The organism is Rathayibacter sp. AY1C4, from assembly GCF_002932195.1.
GTDB lineage: Bacteria > Actinomycetota > Actinomycetes > Actinomycetales > Microbacteriaceae > Rathayibacter.
Map to the genome: position 1 here is coordinate 1 of NZ_PSWE01000037.1, position 15,192 is coordinate 15,192.

Below are 15,192 nucleotides of genomic sequence, written 5' to 3' on the forward strand. Positions count from 1 at the left end.
TCGGCGGGCGTCGCATCGGGGCGCCTGCGCCGCAGCCTCAGGACGTACTTGCGCGCGATCGTGTGGCGGGCGCTGACCGCCTTCGCGATGTCGTGGACGGCCTCCTCCGCTGGGAGCTCGGTCTGAAGCGTGATCGGTTCGACGGCGATCGCCTCGTCGACGGTCTCGATGGTCTGGTCCTCGGTCATGGTCGTTCCCCTCTGATGGTTCGTGTTCAGCCGGCGGGCTGTCCGCTCGAAGCGGTGTGGTGGTGGCGTCGCGCGATGATCGATGAATCAGGCCGACGTCGGTTCTGGCGATGTCGGGGTCAGCGTCTCAGACCTCGAGGTGTCGTCCGCTGTCACGAACACACGGTTCACAGCACCGCCTCCCGCTCCGTCGCGTACCGCGGGGCCATCGACTCCATCTGCTCCATCACGAGCTTGATGGCGCCGGCCTGCTGGTCCGGCGGGTACCGGTAGCGCACGAGCAGCCGCTTGATCGACGAGCGGAGCTTCGCGAGGACGTCGTCGCGGACCGTCCAGTCGGTGCGCACGTCGCGGCGCATCGTCTGCACGAGCTCGCGGGCGATCTGGGCGAGCGTGTCCTCGCCCTGCAGCGTCACTGCCGACTCGTTCTGCGCGACCGCGTCGTAGAAGGCGACCTCGTCGCTGCTCAGCGGAGGGTCGAACCGCTTGCCGCGGTCGGCCTCGTCCGAGATCTCCTTCGCCAGCTCGACCATCGCCGCGATGACCTCGGCCGAGGTCAGCTGCTGATTCGTGTACTTCGTCATCAGCTCCGCGATCCGTGCCGAGAAGGCCTGACTGCGCACCACGTTGTTCCGGGTCGCCGCGCTCGACTCGTCGACGAGGAGCTTGCGCAGCGCCTCGATCGCCAGGTGCGGGTTGCGCGCCTTCTGCGTCTTCTCGACGAACTCGGGGGTGAGCTGGTCGAGGGACGGCTTGGGCATGCCGGCGGCGTCGTAGATGTCGAGCACCTCGCCGGTCGCGGTCGCCTGGGCGAGCAGCTGACCGAGCAGGCGCTCGATCTCGGCGGGGATCGGCTCGCCGTTCGCCTGCCGCTCCTCGGCGTCGAACTTGGCCATCCAGATGCGGACGTCCTCGTAGAACGAGATCTCGGGACGGAGCTCGGCGAGGTTCTGCGCTCCGGAGGCCAGCGCCCACGCCCGCGAGAGCTTGCTCGCGAGTGCGCGGAACCGCGCTGCCGGATCCTCCTGGCCCTCGGCGGTCGACTTCGACCGCGAGCGGAGGAAGTTGACGGCTCCCGACGCGGCGTTGAGGTACGCCTTCGGGTGCGCCGAAGCGAGTTCGGCCCGCCAGTCGTGGTCGGCGAGCAGCTGGCGCAGCTCGGCGACCATCTCGACAGCGATCGCCACCGCCTCGTCGACGTTGCGGCCGACGGGCTTCTCGGCCTGGTCCGCCGCCGTGTACTCGGCGAGAGCCGCCGTCAGGTTGTCGACGAGCGGGGCGTAGGCGACGAGCAGTCCGTCCTGCTTGCCGCGGAAGGTGCGGTTGACACGGGCCAGTGTCTGCATGAGCAGCGCACCCTTGAGGGGTCGGTCCAGGTAGAGGGTGTGCAGCGGCGGCGAGTCGAAGCCGGTGAGCATCATGTCCTTCACGATGACCAGCTCGAGCTCGTCGTCGACGTCCTTCATCCGCTTCTTGATGACGGCGTTCTCGGAGTCGCGGCGCACGTGCTCGACGACCGGCGACACGTCGGACGGGGTGCCGGAGTAGACGACCTTGATCCGACCGCTCGTCGTCCCGTCGCCGTGCCACTCGGGCTTCAGCGCCACGATCGCGGAGTAGAGGCGGGCGCAGATCTCGCGCGTCGCCCCCACGATCATCGCCTTGCCGGGCGAGGAGATGGTCGCTTTCATCCGCTCGCTGCGCTCGCTCCAGTGCCGCACGATGTCGGCGGCGAGGGCGTCGATCCGCTCCGGTGCGCCGTAGAGCGCATTGATGACGGCGACGCTCTGCTCGATGCGGGTGCGCTCGGTCTCGTCGAGACCGACGGTGAACTCGTCCGCGGCCGCATCGATCAGCTCCTGGCTCACCCCTTCGGCCAGCTCGACCTTGATCAGGCGCGGCTCGAACGAGACGGGCACCGTGGCGCCGTCCTCGACCGCGCGACTGAGGTCGTAGATGTCGATGTAGTCGCCGAAGACCTCGCGGGTGTCGCGGTCGTCGAAGCTGACCGGGGTGCCGGTGAAGGCGATGAGGGTCGCGTTCGGCAGCGCGTTGCGGAGGTGCCAGGCGTAGCCGTCGAGGTCGTCGTAGTGGCTGCGGTGCGCCTCGTCGACGATCACGATCACATTGCGCCGGTCGGAGAGCAGGGGGTGCGCGGCCTTCGCGTCGCGCTCCTCCTTGCTCAGTCCGAACTTCTGCAGCGTCGTGAAGTAGATGCCGCCGGTGAGCCGGCTGCCGATCTGCTCGCGCAACTCCGCTCGACTGGTCACCTGCTTCGGCTTCTCGGGCAGGAGGAGGCTGCGCTCGAATCCCGAGAAGAGCTGCCCGTCGAGCTCGGTGCGGTCAGTGATGACGACGACCGTCGGGTTCTTGAGATGCGGGTGCCGGGCGACGAGGTTCGTGTAAAGCTCCATCTCCATCGACTTGCCCGAGCCCTGCGTGTGCCAGACGACGCCCGCCTTGCCGTTGCTGTCGACCGCGGTGATCGTGCGGCCGACGGCCTTGGCCACCGCGAAGTACTGGTGCGGCTTCGCGATGCGCTTCTCGAGGCCCTCGCCGCCCTGGTCGAAGGCGGTGTAGTGGCGCAGGATCTGCAGGAACCGCGTCTGGTTGTAGAGGCCGTCGAGGGCGCGCTCGAGCGGAGTGATGACGTTGCCGTCCTCGCGCTCGTCGCGGCCGACCGGCTTGCCCTCCTCATCGACGTTCCACGGCGCGAAGTGATTGAGCGGCGTGAAAGGCGTGCCGTATTGCGCCTCGAGCCCGTCGGAGGCGACGGTGAAGACGCAGAACCGGAACGCGAGCGGGAACTCGCGCAGGTAGGTCCGCAGCTGCGCGTGGGCGGCGGCGACCTTCGTCGCGTCGCTGCCGGCACGCTTGAGCTCGAGGATGCTGACCGGCATGCCGTTGAGGTAGAGGACGAGATCGAAGCGGCGCTTGTGGTCGCCCTGCTGGATCGTGACCTGGTTGACCGCCAGCCAGTCGTTGTCGTCGGCCTCGGCGGCGAGGAGCCGCACCGTGACATTGCGCTCGGTGCCGTCGGCCTCGAGATAGGTCAGTCGGTAGCCCTCGACGAAGAACCGGTGGATGCGGTGGTTCTCGGTGATCGCGTCCTGCGAGGAGGGCGTGGAGATCTCGGCCGCCGCCTGTGCCAGGTAGGTCGGCGGAATCGTGGGGTTCAGCTTCTGCAGCGCCGAGAGCAGTCGCGGGCGGATGAGCAGCTCGGACCAGGAGTCGCGCTCGCCGCTTCCCGGAGCGATCTGCTCGCCGCGGAGCGGCCGCCACATCAGGTGCTCCTCGCCGAGCCGGTCGAGGGCGAGCTCCTCCCACTGCGCCTCCGAGAACCCGGCCATCAGAGCACGTCCTCGACGGCGCGCTCTGCGTCCTTGACGTGGAGCTTGCCGGACATGAGGGCGGGGAGGAGGGTGTCGCGGAGCCTCGAGAGTTCAGTGTTCTCCACCGAGAGTGAGTGACTCAGGGCTGTTGATGCTCCAATGAGGTCACGAAGGGAGTCGCTCATCTCGTTTGGGTCGTGGATCTCAAGAGCGAGGACATCATTCGGGAGCACACGCTGATGGCTGCCTGAAGTCCCTGAAACACGTTCTTCCAGTGCTCTCGTCACTTCTTTTTGAGAGAGGACTGCCCAAAGGGCTGACGTCGAGAAACCGATCGGCTCGAGGGCAAGGAATTCACCAGAGGCGAGGCATATGCCGTCGATCGAAGGGACCTCCCAGATGCGAGGAGTCCGGGGGTTCAATTTGGAAAGGAGCACGACGGGATTTAATAGAAGGACTTTCGAGCTCTTGATATTGAGAGGAGATTCAGTGGTCGGGACCTTACTGGCATCGAATGCCGGAAGACTGTAATGCTTGACTCGAGGCTCTTGGACGCCGTCCGGGTTGATGGATGAGCGGTTGTAGGCTGTTACCGCTCCAAGCCGAATTTTCGGCATGCCGGTTGGTACGGAGAGAATAGCTAACCGCAACGCCAAGTGGGAGCTCTGCTGGTTGGCGGCGATCTTGTCGTCGAGTGCGCCCAGCACCTCCGCGATCGCTCGTTGCTCGTATAGGGTCGGCAACTCCGTCATGAAGTCAAGGATTCTGTCCGGACTGGTGTGTCGCACCGTGCTACCGCTTGCGGTACCGAGGATGTGATCTCGATACGGAGTCGATCGCAGAAAATAATTCACGAATCGAATATCCAGTAGGTCCGGTCGGTGAATGCTCACTCGACCGATGCGCTGGTTGTGAAGATAGGTGCGACCTTCCGGCAGTAGCGCAGGAGATCCGAGCGTGTCGCCAGCTTTACTGAGGTCTGTCATTGAGATCACCAGGCTACCCGGAGGGAGGATGAATTTCTCCGGGAACTGTCCGGTGTAGGACTTCGGGGAAGCGTGCTTGAATCCTCCGCCTATTCGGAAGTTGGCGGGAGTCAGAACCTGATAGGCATCCTCGTTCGTGCCGAAACCGGAGCCGGGAAACGCATAGCCGTGCGTGACCGTCATGGCGTCTCTCAGTGCAATCCTCACAGCACACGCTCCAGCTGCTCGCGCACGACCGCCGCGAGGCGGTCGGACTCGTCCATCGCCGCGAGGAGCTCGCCGCGCAGGCGCGCGATCTTCTCCTCCAGCGGCTCCCCGTCGTCGGCCAGCTCGGCCGCTCCGACGTAGCGACCCGGAGTGAGCGCGTAGTCGTTCGCCGCGATCTCGGCGTTCTTCGCCGAGTAGCAGAAGCCCGCCCTGTCCTCGTAGGCGGCGCCGGCCGCCGATCGCGTTCCGCGCCAGGCGTGCACCGTCCCCGCGATCGTCGCGATGTCCTCGTCGCTCAGCGCCCGCTCCGCGCGGTCGACCATGTAGCCCATGTTCCGGGCGTCGATGAAGAGCACCTCGCCACGGCGGTCGGTGACGCCTCCGCGCCCCGGCGTCTTGTCCTTCGCCAGGAACCAGACGCAGACCGGGATGCCGGTGCTGCGGAACAGCTGAGTGGGCAGCGCGATCATGCACTGCACCAGGTCGGCCTCGACGAGCTGGGCGCGGATGGCACCCTCGCCGCCGGAGTTCGACGACATCGAGCCGTTCGCCATCACCACGCCGGCGCTGCCGCCGGGCGCGAGCTTCGAGACGATGTGCTGGATCCAGGCGTAGTTGGCGTTGTTGGCCGGCGGCACCCCGTAGGCCCAGCGCGGGTCCTCCTCGTTCCTCGCCCAGTCCTTCACGTTGAACGGCGGGTTCGCGAGCACGAAGTCGGCCTGCAGCTGCGGGTGCTGGTCGCGGCGGAAGGTGTCCTCCCAGCGCGGGCCGAGGTTGCCGTTGAGTCCGTGGATGGCGAGGTTCATCTTGGCGAGACGCCAGGTCCGCTCGTTGAGCTCCTGCCCGTAGACGGAGAGGTCGCTGCCCTCGCGGTCGTGCGCCTCGAGGAACTTCTCGGTCTGCACGAACATGCCGCCCGATCCGCAGCACGGGTCGTAGATCCGGCCCTCGTGCGGCTCGAGCACCTCGACGAGCACCCGGACGACGCTCGACGGCGTGTAGAACTCGCCACCGCGCTTCCCCTCGGCGCGGGCGAACTTCTCGAGGAAGTACTCGTAGACCTCGCCGAGCAGGTCGCGGGCGCGCGTCGAACCCTCGCCGGTGAAGCGCGCGGAGTTGAAGATGTCGACGAGCTCGCCGAGACGACGCTGGTCCACGCTGTCGCGGTTGAAGATCTGCGGCAGCGTCGCGGCGAGACCGCTGTTGTGCTCCATCAGGAGGCCCATCGCCGCGTCGACCAGCTCGCCGATCGACCGCGCGGGCTCCGCCGCCGTGGCCTCGGTCCCCTTCGCGTTCTCGGCGAGGTGGCCCCAGCGCGCGGGCGCCGGTACCCAGAACACCCCGCGGCCCACGTACTCGTCGACGTCGTCGATCAGCTCGCCGATCTGGTCGTCGTCGAGGCCGTCGGCGGTCAGCTCCGCACGGATCTGCGCGCGGCGCTCCTCGAAGGCGTCGGAGACGTACTTGAGGAAGACGAGCCCGAGGATCACGTCCTTGTACTGCGAGGCGTCCATCGAGCCGCGGAGCTTGTCGGCGGCCTTCCAGAGCGTGTCCTTCAGCTCCTTCATCGTCGACGGAGCGAGGGGGACGGCGGTCTTGGCGAGGCGGGGTGCCATCAGCTGCCTTTCTGTGCGGTGCCGTCGACGTCGTCGGCGGCGGTCTCGGTGCGGGTGGGAAGAAGAGGGTGGCGGATGCTGCCGTGGACGGCGCCATCGGAGATCAGGGTCTCGAGCTCGCCGAGGGCCTGGAGTCGACGCTCGGTCTCGACCCGCAGCTCGATGATGCGCGACAGCGCCGACATCAGGGGCGGGACTCGCTCGGGCACGACCCGTCGCACTGTCCAGTCGCGCCAGCGGCGGGAGCCCGGGGGCCGACCAGCGATGTCGGCGGCGAGCAGGTCGGGAACGAGGCCCGACGCCGGATCCACGATCGAGAGGATGCGGGCGGGGGAGGCGACGACGGAGCCGCCCTCGTGGTCGACGATCGCGGCGAGCGGCGAGGTGCAGAAGACGATGTCGCCGGGCTGGGTGCGCGCTGATCGTCCGTGCGCCCGCTCGAATTCGAGGATCCCGACGCGGCGCGAGCCCCGCTCGGTCTCGCCGAGGAGCTCGGGCAGACCGAGCACGCCGTGGCCGGTGGTTCCGATCTCGGCCTCGGTGAGGCGGGTGCCCGCGCGGTAGCGCAGAGCCTTCGAGGTGCACAGGGCGCCGATCGGCTGCGGAGCGAGTGACGCGACCTCGGCGTCGGCCGCCACCGGCTCGGCGGCCAGGTCCGCGACCCTCTCGCCGACGTCTCCGAGGAGCTGCTCGATCCGGACGGCTCGCGCAGCGGCGGCGTCGAACGGGACGCGGCCCACTCGCGGCCCGCGGCTGCGCTGCGTCAGAAGGGAGCCGGCCTGGGCGAGCACCGCGGAGGCGGCCTCCACCCGGCCGAACGCGAACGCGTGCGCCCTCAGATCGGCCGCCCGGCCCATCGTGGCGAAGACGTCGCCGACGACCAGCGACCGCACCGCCGTGTCGAGCGTCCGCTCACCGACGTCGGCGAGCAGGGTCCACCGCCGACCCTCCTCGACTCTGCCGTCGGCCGGGCCCACGACCCACAGGGCGAGGGACTGACGGGGATGAGCGGGGAGAAGGCCCTCGGGGAGTCGGACGATCGCTCGGATGCGGCCGTCGCGCAGCGCGTCTCGCCGAAGGTTCGCTGCGGCGGCCGGCAGGCGATCGCAGAGTGCCGCGGCCGGGCCGATGATCACCCCGCGCTGAGTGGAGGGCATGCCGAGCAGGAGCTCGTCGATCGCCTCCAGCACGGGGACGGCCGCGGTCGTCGTCGCCCCCTCGTGCGGGAACTGCGCGACGAGGGTCTCCACGGCGCTCCCGCTCGTCTCCTCGTCGAGGCTGAGGTCGCGCCAGCGGACACCGTGAGAGGCGAGCCGTCGGCGCGCGCGGCGTCCGGCGCTCGCGTCGGACGGAGCTCCGAGGACGGCGTCGATCTCGCCGCCGTCGCCCGCGCGGATGCCGACGGAGAGGATCAGCGCTGCGCAGACGCCGGTCGGGTCGACCACGGTCCCGGTGGCGTCGCCTCCTGCGAGGACGAGGGCGATGTCGGCGACGAGAGCTTCCGCCTCCGGGTCGAGTGCTGTGCGCTCGGGAGCGGCCGGTCGTGCCCGGTCGAAGGCCGCGCCGGGCGTCCAGGCCGCCTCGACAGCGGCATCGGCCTCGAGGGCGGCCGACACGAGGCGGGGTCCCAGCGCCTCGATCTCGGAGACGAGCCAGGCGTCGCCGGGGTCGATTCCGCGAGCCGTCGCGACGAGATCGTCGACGGCGGCCAGCTCCTCGCCGAGCTGCGCGCGCAGAGCGACGAGGGCGTCGAAGGCGTCGGGCTCGCGATCCGCGGCTCGACCGAAGGAGAGGACGTCCGCAGTCGCGTCCGGGTTGTTGCCCTTCGCGGTGGCAGCGAGCCACGCGGAGACGTCACCGGCGGAGAAGCGCTCCGAGCCGACCGCTCCTGTCACGGGCGCGGGGAACGGCGCGGCGCTGCCGCGAGCCCGCGAGCGCCAAGCCGAGACCGTCGGGCGCTGGACGCCGGCGAGCGCGGCGATGTCGGACAGGGACAGCAGGGTGTCGGTCATCGCTCCTCCTCGGCCGGTGCGGTTCGGTGTCTCGAAGCTACTGGGTTCTGAAACCTTGTGGCGGTACACGGCGATAAGGGCGCTTATCGCAGTCCTTTGCGCGGTCGGACAGCACCAGCCTCCAGTCTTCTCACCACCGCAGCAGCACCCGCCGCCGCACCGTCGCCGAGGAGGCCACATGCCCTACATCCGCCGCATCTCCGTCACCGCACCGGGGACCCGCAACGAGCACATCGTCGCGGTCCAGCACTCCGTCCGCGCCACCGGCCCCCTGCACTCCGAGCCCGTCGGCTCCATCGTCGGGCGCATCGACAGCGGGGCGGTCTTCCGCTCCCACAACGATCGCACCGGAGCCGAGGCCCAGGTGATCACCCGGCGCTCCGGCGCCGGCCGCCGGTACATCGCGACGACGTCCAACGGCGTCGAGTCCGACAACCTGCTCTCGCTGCCGAGGTACTGATCATGGCCGACGACCAGACCGGCCTCGAGCCGACCTACCCCGCTCCCCAGCCGGATCAGCTCGCTCCCGAGCGGGGACGGCGCGCTCTCCCGACCGACGACACGGATCACCCGGCGGAGAGCACAGCCCCCGCTCCGGAGGGCCTCGCCCCGAGGCCTGACGTCCCCGCCGCGGAGCACGGCACCACCTCCGCGCTCGCCGGTCCGCAGCGACGGGGGGTGGCACCCGCCCTTCCCCGGGTCCTGCCGGTGGTGACGGCGGCCGGCGGCCTCCTGATCGGGATCGTCCTCGGGCTCTGGGTCCTGCCGGCGATCGGCTCCGCCGTCGGCTCGGTCGGGCCGACCGCCATCGAGACAGCTCTCGAGACGTGCGATGTCTCGCCCGGCGGGTACTTCGCACTCGGTGACGACGGCACGAGCCTCTCGATGCAGACGGAGGGCGCGGAGAGCCCCGGAGCTGATCTCGCGGACGTCGCCTGCGTTCTCACCGAGGTCGACGTGCCCGACAGCGTCCTGACGCGCATCGACAGCACCCGTGCCCTCGACGGCAGGCAGGAGGCGTCCTGGGACGACCTCGACGCCTCCTGGGGCTACCACCCCGACGACGGACTCGATCTCGTCCTCGAGCGCCACCGCGACTGACCCGCACGACCCTGAACGGAGACCCTCATGTCCACCACTTCTCAGAAGTCCTTCCTCACCGCCTGGCTGCTCGCCCTGCTTCTCGGCGGCCTCGGCGCCGACCGCTTCTACCTCGGCAAGCCCGGCACCGCGATCCTCAAGCTGATCACCTTCGGCGGACTCGGGATCTGGGTGCTCGTCGACCTGATCCTCCTGCTGACCGGGGCCACCCGGGACGGGCGGGGCAGGCCGCTCGAGGGCTACTCCCGCGCGAAGGTCCCGGCGATCGCCGTGACCGCGGGCCTCCTCGCGCTGTCGGTCGTCGTCGGCGCGGTGTCCGGCTCGCGGGATCCTGCACCGGAGCGCCCGGTCGCGGCCGCCTCCGCCGCGGCCGCCTCCTCCGCCGAGCCGGAGCCGGCCGAGTCGGCGCCCGCGGCATCCGAGGCCGAGGCCTCTCCGGAGCCCGCGCCGGCCCGGACGGCGCAGCCCGAGCCCGAGCCCGTGGTCGACGAGACCGCGGAGACCGCCGCGTGGGCGACCGACGAGTTCGGCACCTTCGCCTCCGTCACCGAATCGGGAACGGGGGACAGCGTCGTGACGCTGCCCGCCGGCGCGACCGCAGGAGTGGTCACTGCCGAGTACTCGGGCGAGGGCAACTTCGCGGTGCAGATCATCGACGCGCAGAACGCCTCGACCGGGGAGCTGCTGGTCAACACCATCGGCTCCTACTCGGGAGTGACCGTCTACGGCTTCAACTCCTTCGGCACCGGCGCCTCCGCCCAGATCACCGCGAGCGGCCCGTGGACGTTGCGCTTCGACCCCGTCTCGGCGAGTCCGGCACTCGCTCCGAGCGGCACAGGGGACGCCGTGTTCCTCTACTCCGGCGACGCCTCCCGACTCACCGCCTCGCACCAGGGCACGGCGAACTTCGTGGTGCAGGAGGAGACCGGCGGTTTCGGCTTCGGGCTGCTCGTGAACGAGATCGGGGCCTACTCGGGCACCGTCCCGCTCAGCGCAGGCCCCTCCGTGGTCTCCGTGACCGCGGACGGCTCGTGGACGCTGGCCCTCGGATGACCCGCGAGGAGGAGGGAGCCGTACCCTCCGACGCCGACGGTGTCTCCGGTTCGTGGCAGTCTGACGGACACCTGTCGAACACTCCCGGGGGAGCCCTCATGCCGAACAACCCGACCGTCGACGAGCCCGCCGAGGATGACGAGGCGGCTCGGGCCGACCTCGCGGAGGAGACGGGCAAGCTGCGCGAGTTCTTGTCGAGCCTGACGGCGGACGACCTGAAGTCCGGCAACTGGTTCGAGAAACTGCTCGCCCAGTCACTGAAGACCTACACCGAGAAGGTCGATGCGGAGTACTTCCAGCGGAAGTACGAGGGCGTCCCGGCCGACGGGATCGTCGACCGGCGCATCAAGACGGCGGCGAACTATGCGGCGCTCGAGGGTGGCCTGTCCGCCGGCGCCTACACCGCGGCGATCATCACGACCCTCGGCAGTCTCGGAGGAGCGAGCCCGCTCACACTCCCGGCTGCAGGCGTCACCGTCATGGTCGACATCGCCTTTCTCACCCAGCTGCAGGTCCGCCTGGCCTGGGACGTCTCCGTCCTCTACGGGATCCGACTGGATCCCTCGGACCCCGAGGATCTGTGGAAGCTCATCCGGGTCGCCTTCACCATCAAGGGCGGAGAGGTCGTCAGAGAGGGAGTGCTGAAGGCGGCACCAGCGTTGATCCGACCCTTCGTGAAGCGGTTCTACTCCGGCCCCGCCCTCGCGGCGGCCAAAGGTCTTCCGGTTGTCGGGAAATATCTCCTGCAGCGCAACGTCGTCAAGATCGCCATTCCGGCAGCCGGAGTACCGCTCGCGATCGGCATCAATCGCTGGACGACGGTCCTCGTGGGTCGCCACGCCCAGACCGTGTTCCGCAACGAGGCGAGCGTGATCGAGGTCGCGACGGGGTTGAGCCGGCGGACGCGTCACCCGCAGCTCATGCTCTGGACGGCCTGGCTCGTCATCAACGCGGACAAGCGGATCTCGGACGAGGAGATCCTCCTGATGCGGCACCTGATCGCCCTGGTGCGGGAGTCCCACGAGGTGATCGACGAGCGGCTCGCCCGCGTCGTCGACATCGACCCGGAGGACGTCTGGGAGCGGATGGCCTCGGAGGAGGACGACCTCTCGGACGTGCTCGACGCGGCTCATCGAGTGGCGGCCGTGGACGGCGACGTGAACGCGGCGGAGAAGGCCGTCCTCGCCGAGATCACCAGCCGCGCACACCGCGCCTGACGGCTCCGCGTCACTCGCCCCCACCTCCACGGCCTCCCTCCCTCTTCTCGAACGGCATCACCATGACCACTGCGACCGGCGACTTCCACGCCCGCGCCTCCGTGCAGTCGGGGCTGGATCACCTGGCACACCGGCTGAACGACATCCTCACCCGCAAGCTGGCTCACGTCCTCGGAACTCTCGAGTGGCCCACTGTCCTGCGCGAGCTCGACCGGGCGAAGGGATATCCGGAGCGCACCTACGACTCCGCGGATCTGCAGGCTCAGCTCCGCATGCTGACCGAGCGCCTCGGCGGGCTCAAGTACCCGTTCGACGATCCGTCCACCCGGGTCGTCTCGACGCTGGGGAGCGAGCTGAGGATCGTCCGCAACCGCTGGGCGCACAACGACGACTTCACCGGCCTCGATGCCTGGCGGACGCAGGACTTCGTCGTCCGCCTCCTCGAGCAGTTCGACGACGGCGAGGGTCTGCCGGCCGCCCGCGAGCTGCGCGAGACCGCCATGCTCGCCGTCGTCCAGGAGTACGGCATCGTGCCGACGGCCGCCCCGCCCGGGGTGGCAGAGGAGGAGAAGCCGGCCGGGGTGGAGCCGGCCGAGAAGGAGGAGGACGTCGTCCCCGATCAGGCCGTCCTCGTGCGTGAGGACGCAGCCTCCACTCCGACCATCGGTGCGTCGCGCACCGAGTTCGAGCCGTGGACCGTGGTGTCCGTCGGCGACGTCGCCGTCCTCGACGATCTGCCGAAGAAGGCGGCCAAGGAGAAGGTGCGCGCAGTCGTCGCCGAGATCACCGCGTTCGAGGGGCCGATCGAGCTCGAGCGGCTTGCGACGCTCGTCGGCCGTTCGTTCGGTCTGCAGCGGGTCCACTCGACGCGGATCGAGAAGATCCGGCGGCAGATCAAGGCGTCGGAGGTGGTGATCGACCGCGAGCGCTTCGTGTGGCCGCCGGAACTGGATCCGGAGACGTGGTCGGAGTTCCGGCCGAACACGAGCGGCGCGGATCGTCCGCTCTTCCAGATCAGTCCTCGCGAGATCGCCAATGCGGCCGAGTTCCTCCTCCGGACGGACCCGCAGCTGGACCGCGCGACCCTCGAGAGCCGGCTCCTGCAGACCTTCGGCCGCCGCCGGCGGACGGCCGCCTTCACCGCCCACCTCGCGAAGGGCATCGCCCGGCTGCCGAAGGACTAGCCGGCGGCGGATCGGCCAGCCCTCGGCGCCGACTCAGCCATCGATCTCCACCTCCGCAGGCCGCACCGCGTGCACCGCATCCACGAGGAACCGCGCCGGCCGCGCACGCGGCAGCACCGCGCTGACCTCCTGGAGCGCCTGGTCGGCGGGGATACCGAGGTGCCGGACGCTGTACGCGGCGCCGACGGAGGGCGTTCGGCTCCGCCCCTCGAAGCAGTGCACGAGCACGGTCAGGCCCTCGGCGCGGTAGGCGGCGATGGAGTCGGCCGCATCCGCGAGCACGCCGGCCGGATCGGCGTTGCTGCCGTCCTGGTCGACCAGCCAGACCGCGGTCCGCTCGCCGATGAAGGCCGGCACCTGCTCGCGGCCCACCCGGCACAGCGAGACGACGGCGTCGACGCGCGGGCCGGTGCCGTCCTCGGCGAGGGTGTCCAGGGCGGTCAGGTTCCCGAGGAGCACGCCGTCGTCGTGCGGGTGGACGACGAGCGTGGCGGGCAGGCCGCTCACCGGCCAGCGCGCAGCGGCCGGCCAGCCGTTCTCGCCGGCGACGCCTCGGCGGGTGGCGAGCACGGCGCTGCGCACCAGGTCGTCAACGGTCTGCCCGGGCCAGCCGTGCAGGTGCCGGAGCCACGCGGCGGGAACAGCGGAGCGCCCCCAGCGGGCGCCGGCGAGCGACCCGGTGATCGCCGCGACCGTGTCCGTGTCGTTGCCGCTGCGGACGGCCAGCTCGATCGCCTCCTGGAGGGTCGTGCTGTGCGTGAGGGCGCACCAGGCGGCCTGGATCGCCGCGACGACCCAGCCGTTGCTCCCGGGGATGTCCTTCGGGTGCGCGGTCCGCTCGGCGACGTCGAAGCGCTCCGACCACAGCGTCCGCAGCTCCTCGGGCAGCGCGGTGATGCCACTGCGGACGTCGAAGGCGCCCTCGAGGATCGCGTGGCGGATCGCGAGCGACCACAGCACGCACGCGTCTCCGGCGTCGTCCTCGAAGTGCGTCAGGTCGCTCAGCCGACGGGCGGCGGCCGCGAGGGTCGCGTCGTCCGCGTGCAGCAGGCCGAGCGCGACCGGGCCGGTGCGCATGAGCGAGCCGTTCCCGGCCGAGCGTCCGGTGGACCGGTGCACCTGCTCCGCCGTAGCGCGCAGCTCGGACTCGCTCGCCCCGGGGGCCGTGGACAGCACGCGGCGGATCTGGATGCCGACGTCCTTCGCGGTCCCGGCCCAGGTCCGCCACTGCCTGCCGATGCGGTGCAGCGTCTCGGGATCGTCGAGGGAGGCGCCGGCCGCGAGCTCCTCGAGGATCGGGATCGCCATGCTCGTGTCGTCGGTCCACTCGCCCAGATCCCAGCCGCCGCCCGCGTGCAGCCGGACAGGGACGCCGTCGGCGAGCGGCGGGTGGAACTCGTACGGTGCCCCCAGCGCGTCGGCGGCCGCGGAGGCGACGATCGCGCCGACCGCCCGGTCCGTCTGCATCGACGTCAGCTTCGTCCTGTGTGTGGTCATGAGAGCCCCCGTTCCGGTTAGCGCGGATTTGCGCTAACTCTTTGGGTCCGAAGTTAGCGCACTTCTGCTTCAATTACTAGATGGCAACCGCAGAGCTGACCGATCATCCGCGACCCTCCGTCGCCGTGGACGCCGCGGTACTCACAGTGCCTCCCGGCGGCCCGCTCTCGATCGTCCTCATCGAGGACGGGTACGGCCGTCGCCTCCCTGGCACCTTCGTCCATGAGCGGGAGCGCCTCGACGACGCCGTTCGACGCGGACTGCGGACGAAGACGGGCATCGAGGGCGTCGGACTGCGCCAGCTGCACGTCTTCGACGCTCCGGAGCGGGACGACCGCGGCTGGGTGATGTCGGTGGCGTACCTCGCGGTCGCGCCCTGGGAGGCGACACAGGGGTCGGGCCTCGCCGTGCCCGTCGCCGAGAAGGGGCCCCTCGCGTTCGACCACGACGAGATCGTCGCGCGCGCGCTGCTCACCATCAGGGAGGAGTACCGGAACCGCCCGGACCCGTACCGCCTCGTCGCCGAGCCGTTCACCATGCGACAGCTGCACGACCTGCACGAGCAGGTCGCCGGCGAGCCGCTGATGCGGGACAGCTTCCGCCGGGCGATGCTGCCGTTCCTCCACGAGACGGGCGAGCTGGCATCGGGGGCTGTGGGGAAGCCGGCGAAGCGGTTCGTGCGGGCTCGGTAGTCGTCCGAGCGGGCGTCGACGAGCTGCAGCATGTCGGTGGGCGCCGAAATGATGCGGGCATGCGGACGATCCCGAAGCCCTCCGAGCTCCTGTCGACGCGGCGGCCG

Annotated in this window: 11 protein-coding genes and 1 pseudogene; 6 read left to right on the forward strand and 6 right to left on the reverse strand. The window is 69.9% G+C overall.

Annotated elements, in window-relative coordinates; genetic code table 11:
* The 5 genes and pseudogenes from C5C99_RS14895 to C5C99_RS14910 all read right to left on the reverse strand — a co-directional run.
* A pseudogene (locus C5C99_RS14895) lies at nucleotides 1–188 on the reverse strand (hypothetical protein); the annotation flags it as partial.
* Nucleotides 189–355: 167 nt separating this feature from the next.
* Nucleotides 356–3,538 (reverse strand): type I restriction endonuclease subunit R, encoded by a 3,183-nt coding sequence (locus C5C99_RS14900; RefSeq protein ID WP_104340308.1) that lies wholly within the window; start codon nucleotides 3,536–3,538, stop codon nucleotides 356–358.
* The gene (locus tag C5C99_RS16895; RefSeq protein ID WP_146085527.1) at nucleotides 3,538–4,713 is read right to left on the reverse strand and encodes a hypothetical protein; all 1,176 of its coding nucleotides are present in this window, start codon (nucleotides 4,711–4,713) and stop codon (nucleotides 3,538–3,540) included. Before C5C99_RS16895 ends, C5C99_RS14900 begins: the two co-directional genes overlap by 1 nt.
* On the reverse strand, nucleotides 4,710–6,329 hold the full coding sequence (locus tag C5C99_RS14905; RefSeq protein WP_219813637.1) for a class I SAM-dependent DNA methyltransferase: 1,620 nt from the start codon (nucleotides 6,327–6,329) through the stop codon (nucleotides 4,710–4,712). The genes C5C99_RS16895 and C5C99_RS14905 overlap by 4 nt, the downstream gene beginning before the upstream one ends.
* Nucleotides 6,329–8,341 (reverse strand): hypothetical protein, encoded by a 2,013-nt coding sequence (locus C5C99_RS14910; protein ID WP_146085528.1) that lies wholly within the window; start codon nucleotides 8,339–8,341, stop codon nucleotides 6,329–6,331. Before C5C99_RS14910 ends, C5C99_RS14905 begins: the two co-directional genes overlap by 1 nt.
* Before the next feature lie 178 nt (nucleotides 8,342–8,519).
* On the opposite strand from C5C99_RS14910, the gene C5C99_RS17235 reads away from it, so the two are divergent.
* The 5 genes from C5C99_RS17235 to C5C99_RS14935 all read left to right on the forward strand — a co-directional run bounded on the left by C5C99_RS17235 (nucleotide 8,520) and on the right by C5C99_RS14935 (nucleotide 12,896).
* The gene (locus C5C99_RS17235; protein ID WP_104345916.1) at nucleotides 8,520–8,801 is read left to right on the forward strand and encodes a DUF3892 domain-containing protein; all 282 of its coding nucleotides are present in this window, start codon (nucleotides 8,520–8,522) and stop codon (nucleotides 8,799–8,801) included.
* 2 nt (nucleotides 8,802–8,803) lie between these two features.
* Nucleotides 8,804–9,442: a hypothetical protein gene (locus tag C5C99_RS14920; RefSeq protein WP_104340311.1), complete on the forward strand. Its 639-nt coding sequence runs from the start codon at nucleotides 8,804–8,806 to the stop codon at nucleotides 9,440–9,442.
* A gap of 27 nt (nucleotides 9,443–9,469) precedes the next feature.
* Entirely contained in the window at nucleotides 9,470–10,495 is a 1,026-nt protein-coding gene (locus C5C99_RS14925; protein WP_104340312.1) for a TM2 domain-containing protein, read from the forward strand.
* A 98-nt stretch (nucleotides 10,496–10,593) separates the two neighbouring features.
* Entirely contained in the window at nucleotides 10,594–11,712 is a 1,119-nt protein-coding gene (locus tag C5C99_RS14930; protein WP_104340313.1) for a TerB family tellurite resistance protein, read from the forward strand.
* Between the two features lie 62 nt (nucleotides 11,713–11,774).
* Nucleotides 11,775–12,896: a DUF3320 domain-containing protein gene (locus C5C99_RS14935; RefSeq protein ID WP_104340314.1), complete on the forward strand. Its 1,122-nt coding sequence runs from the start codon at nucleotides 11,775–11,777 to the stop codon at nucleotides 12,894–12,896.
* A gap of 33 nt (nucleotides 12,897–12,929) precedes the next feature.
* Here C5C99_RS14935 and C5C99_RS14940 read toward each other — a convergent pair whose 3' ends face one another.
* Nucleotides 12,930–14,393 (reverse strand): ADP-ribosylglycohydrolase family protein, encoded by a 1,464-nt coding sequence (locus tag C5C99_RS14940; RefSeq protein WP_104340315.1) that lies wholly within the window; start codon nucleotides 14,391–14,393, stop codon nucleotides 12,930–12,932.
* A gap of 80 nt (nucleotides 14,394–14,473) precedes the next feature.
* Here C5C99_RS14940 and C5C99_RS14945 point away from each other — a divergent pair, with 80 nt between their 5' ends.
* Nucleotides 14,474–15,085, forward strand: coding sequence for an NUDIX hydrolase (locus C5C99_RS14945; RefSeq protein WP_104340316.1), 612 nt, complete (start codon nucleotides 14,474–14,476; stop codon nucleotides 15,083–15,085).
* Nucleotides 15,086–15,192: the final 107 nt, after the last annotated feature.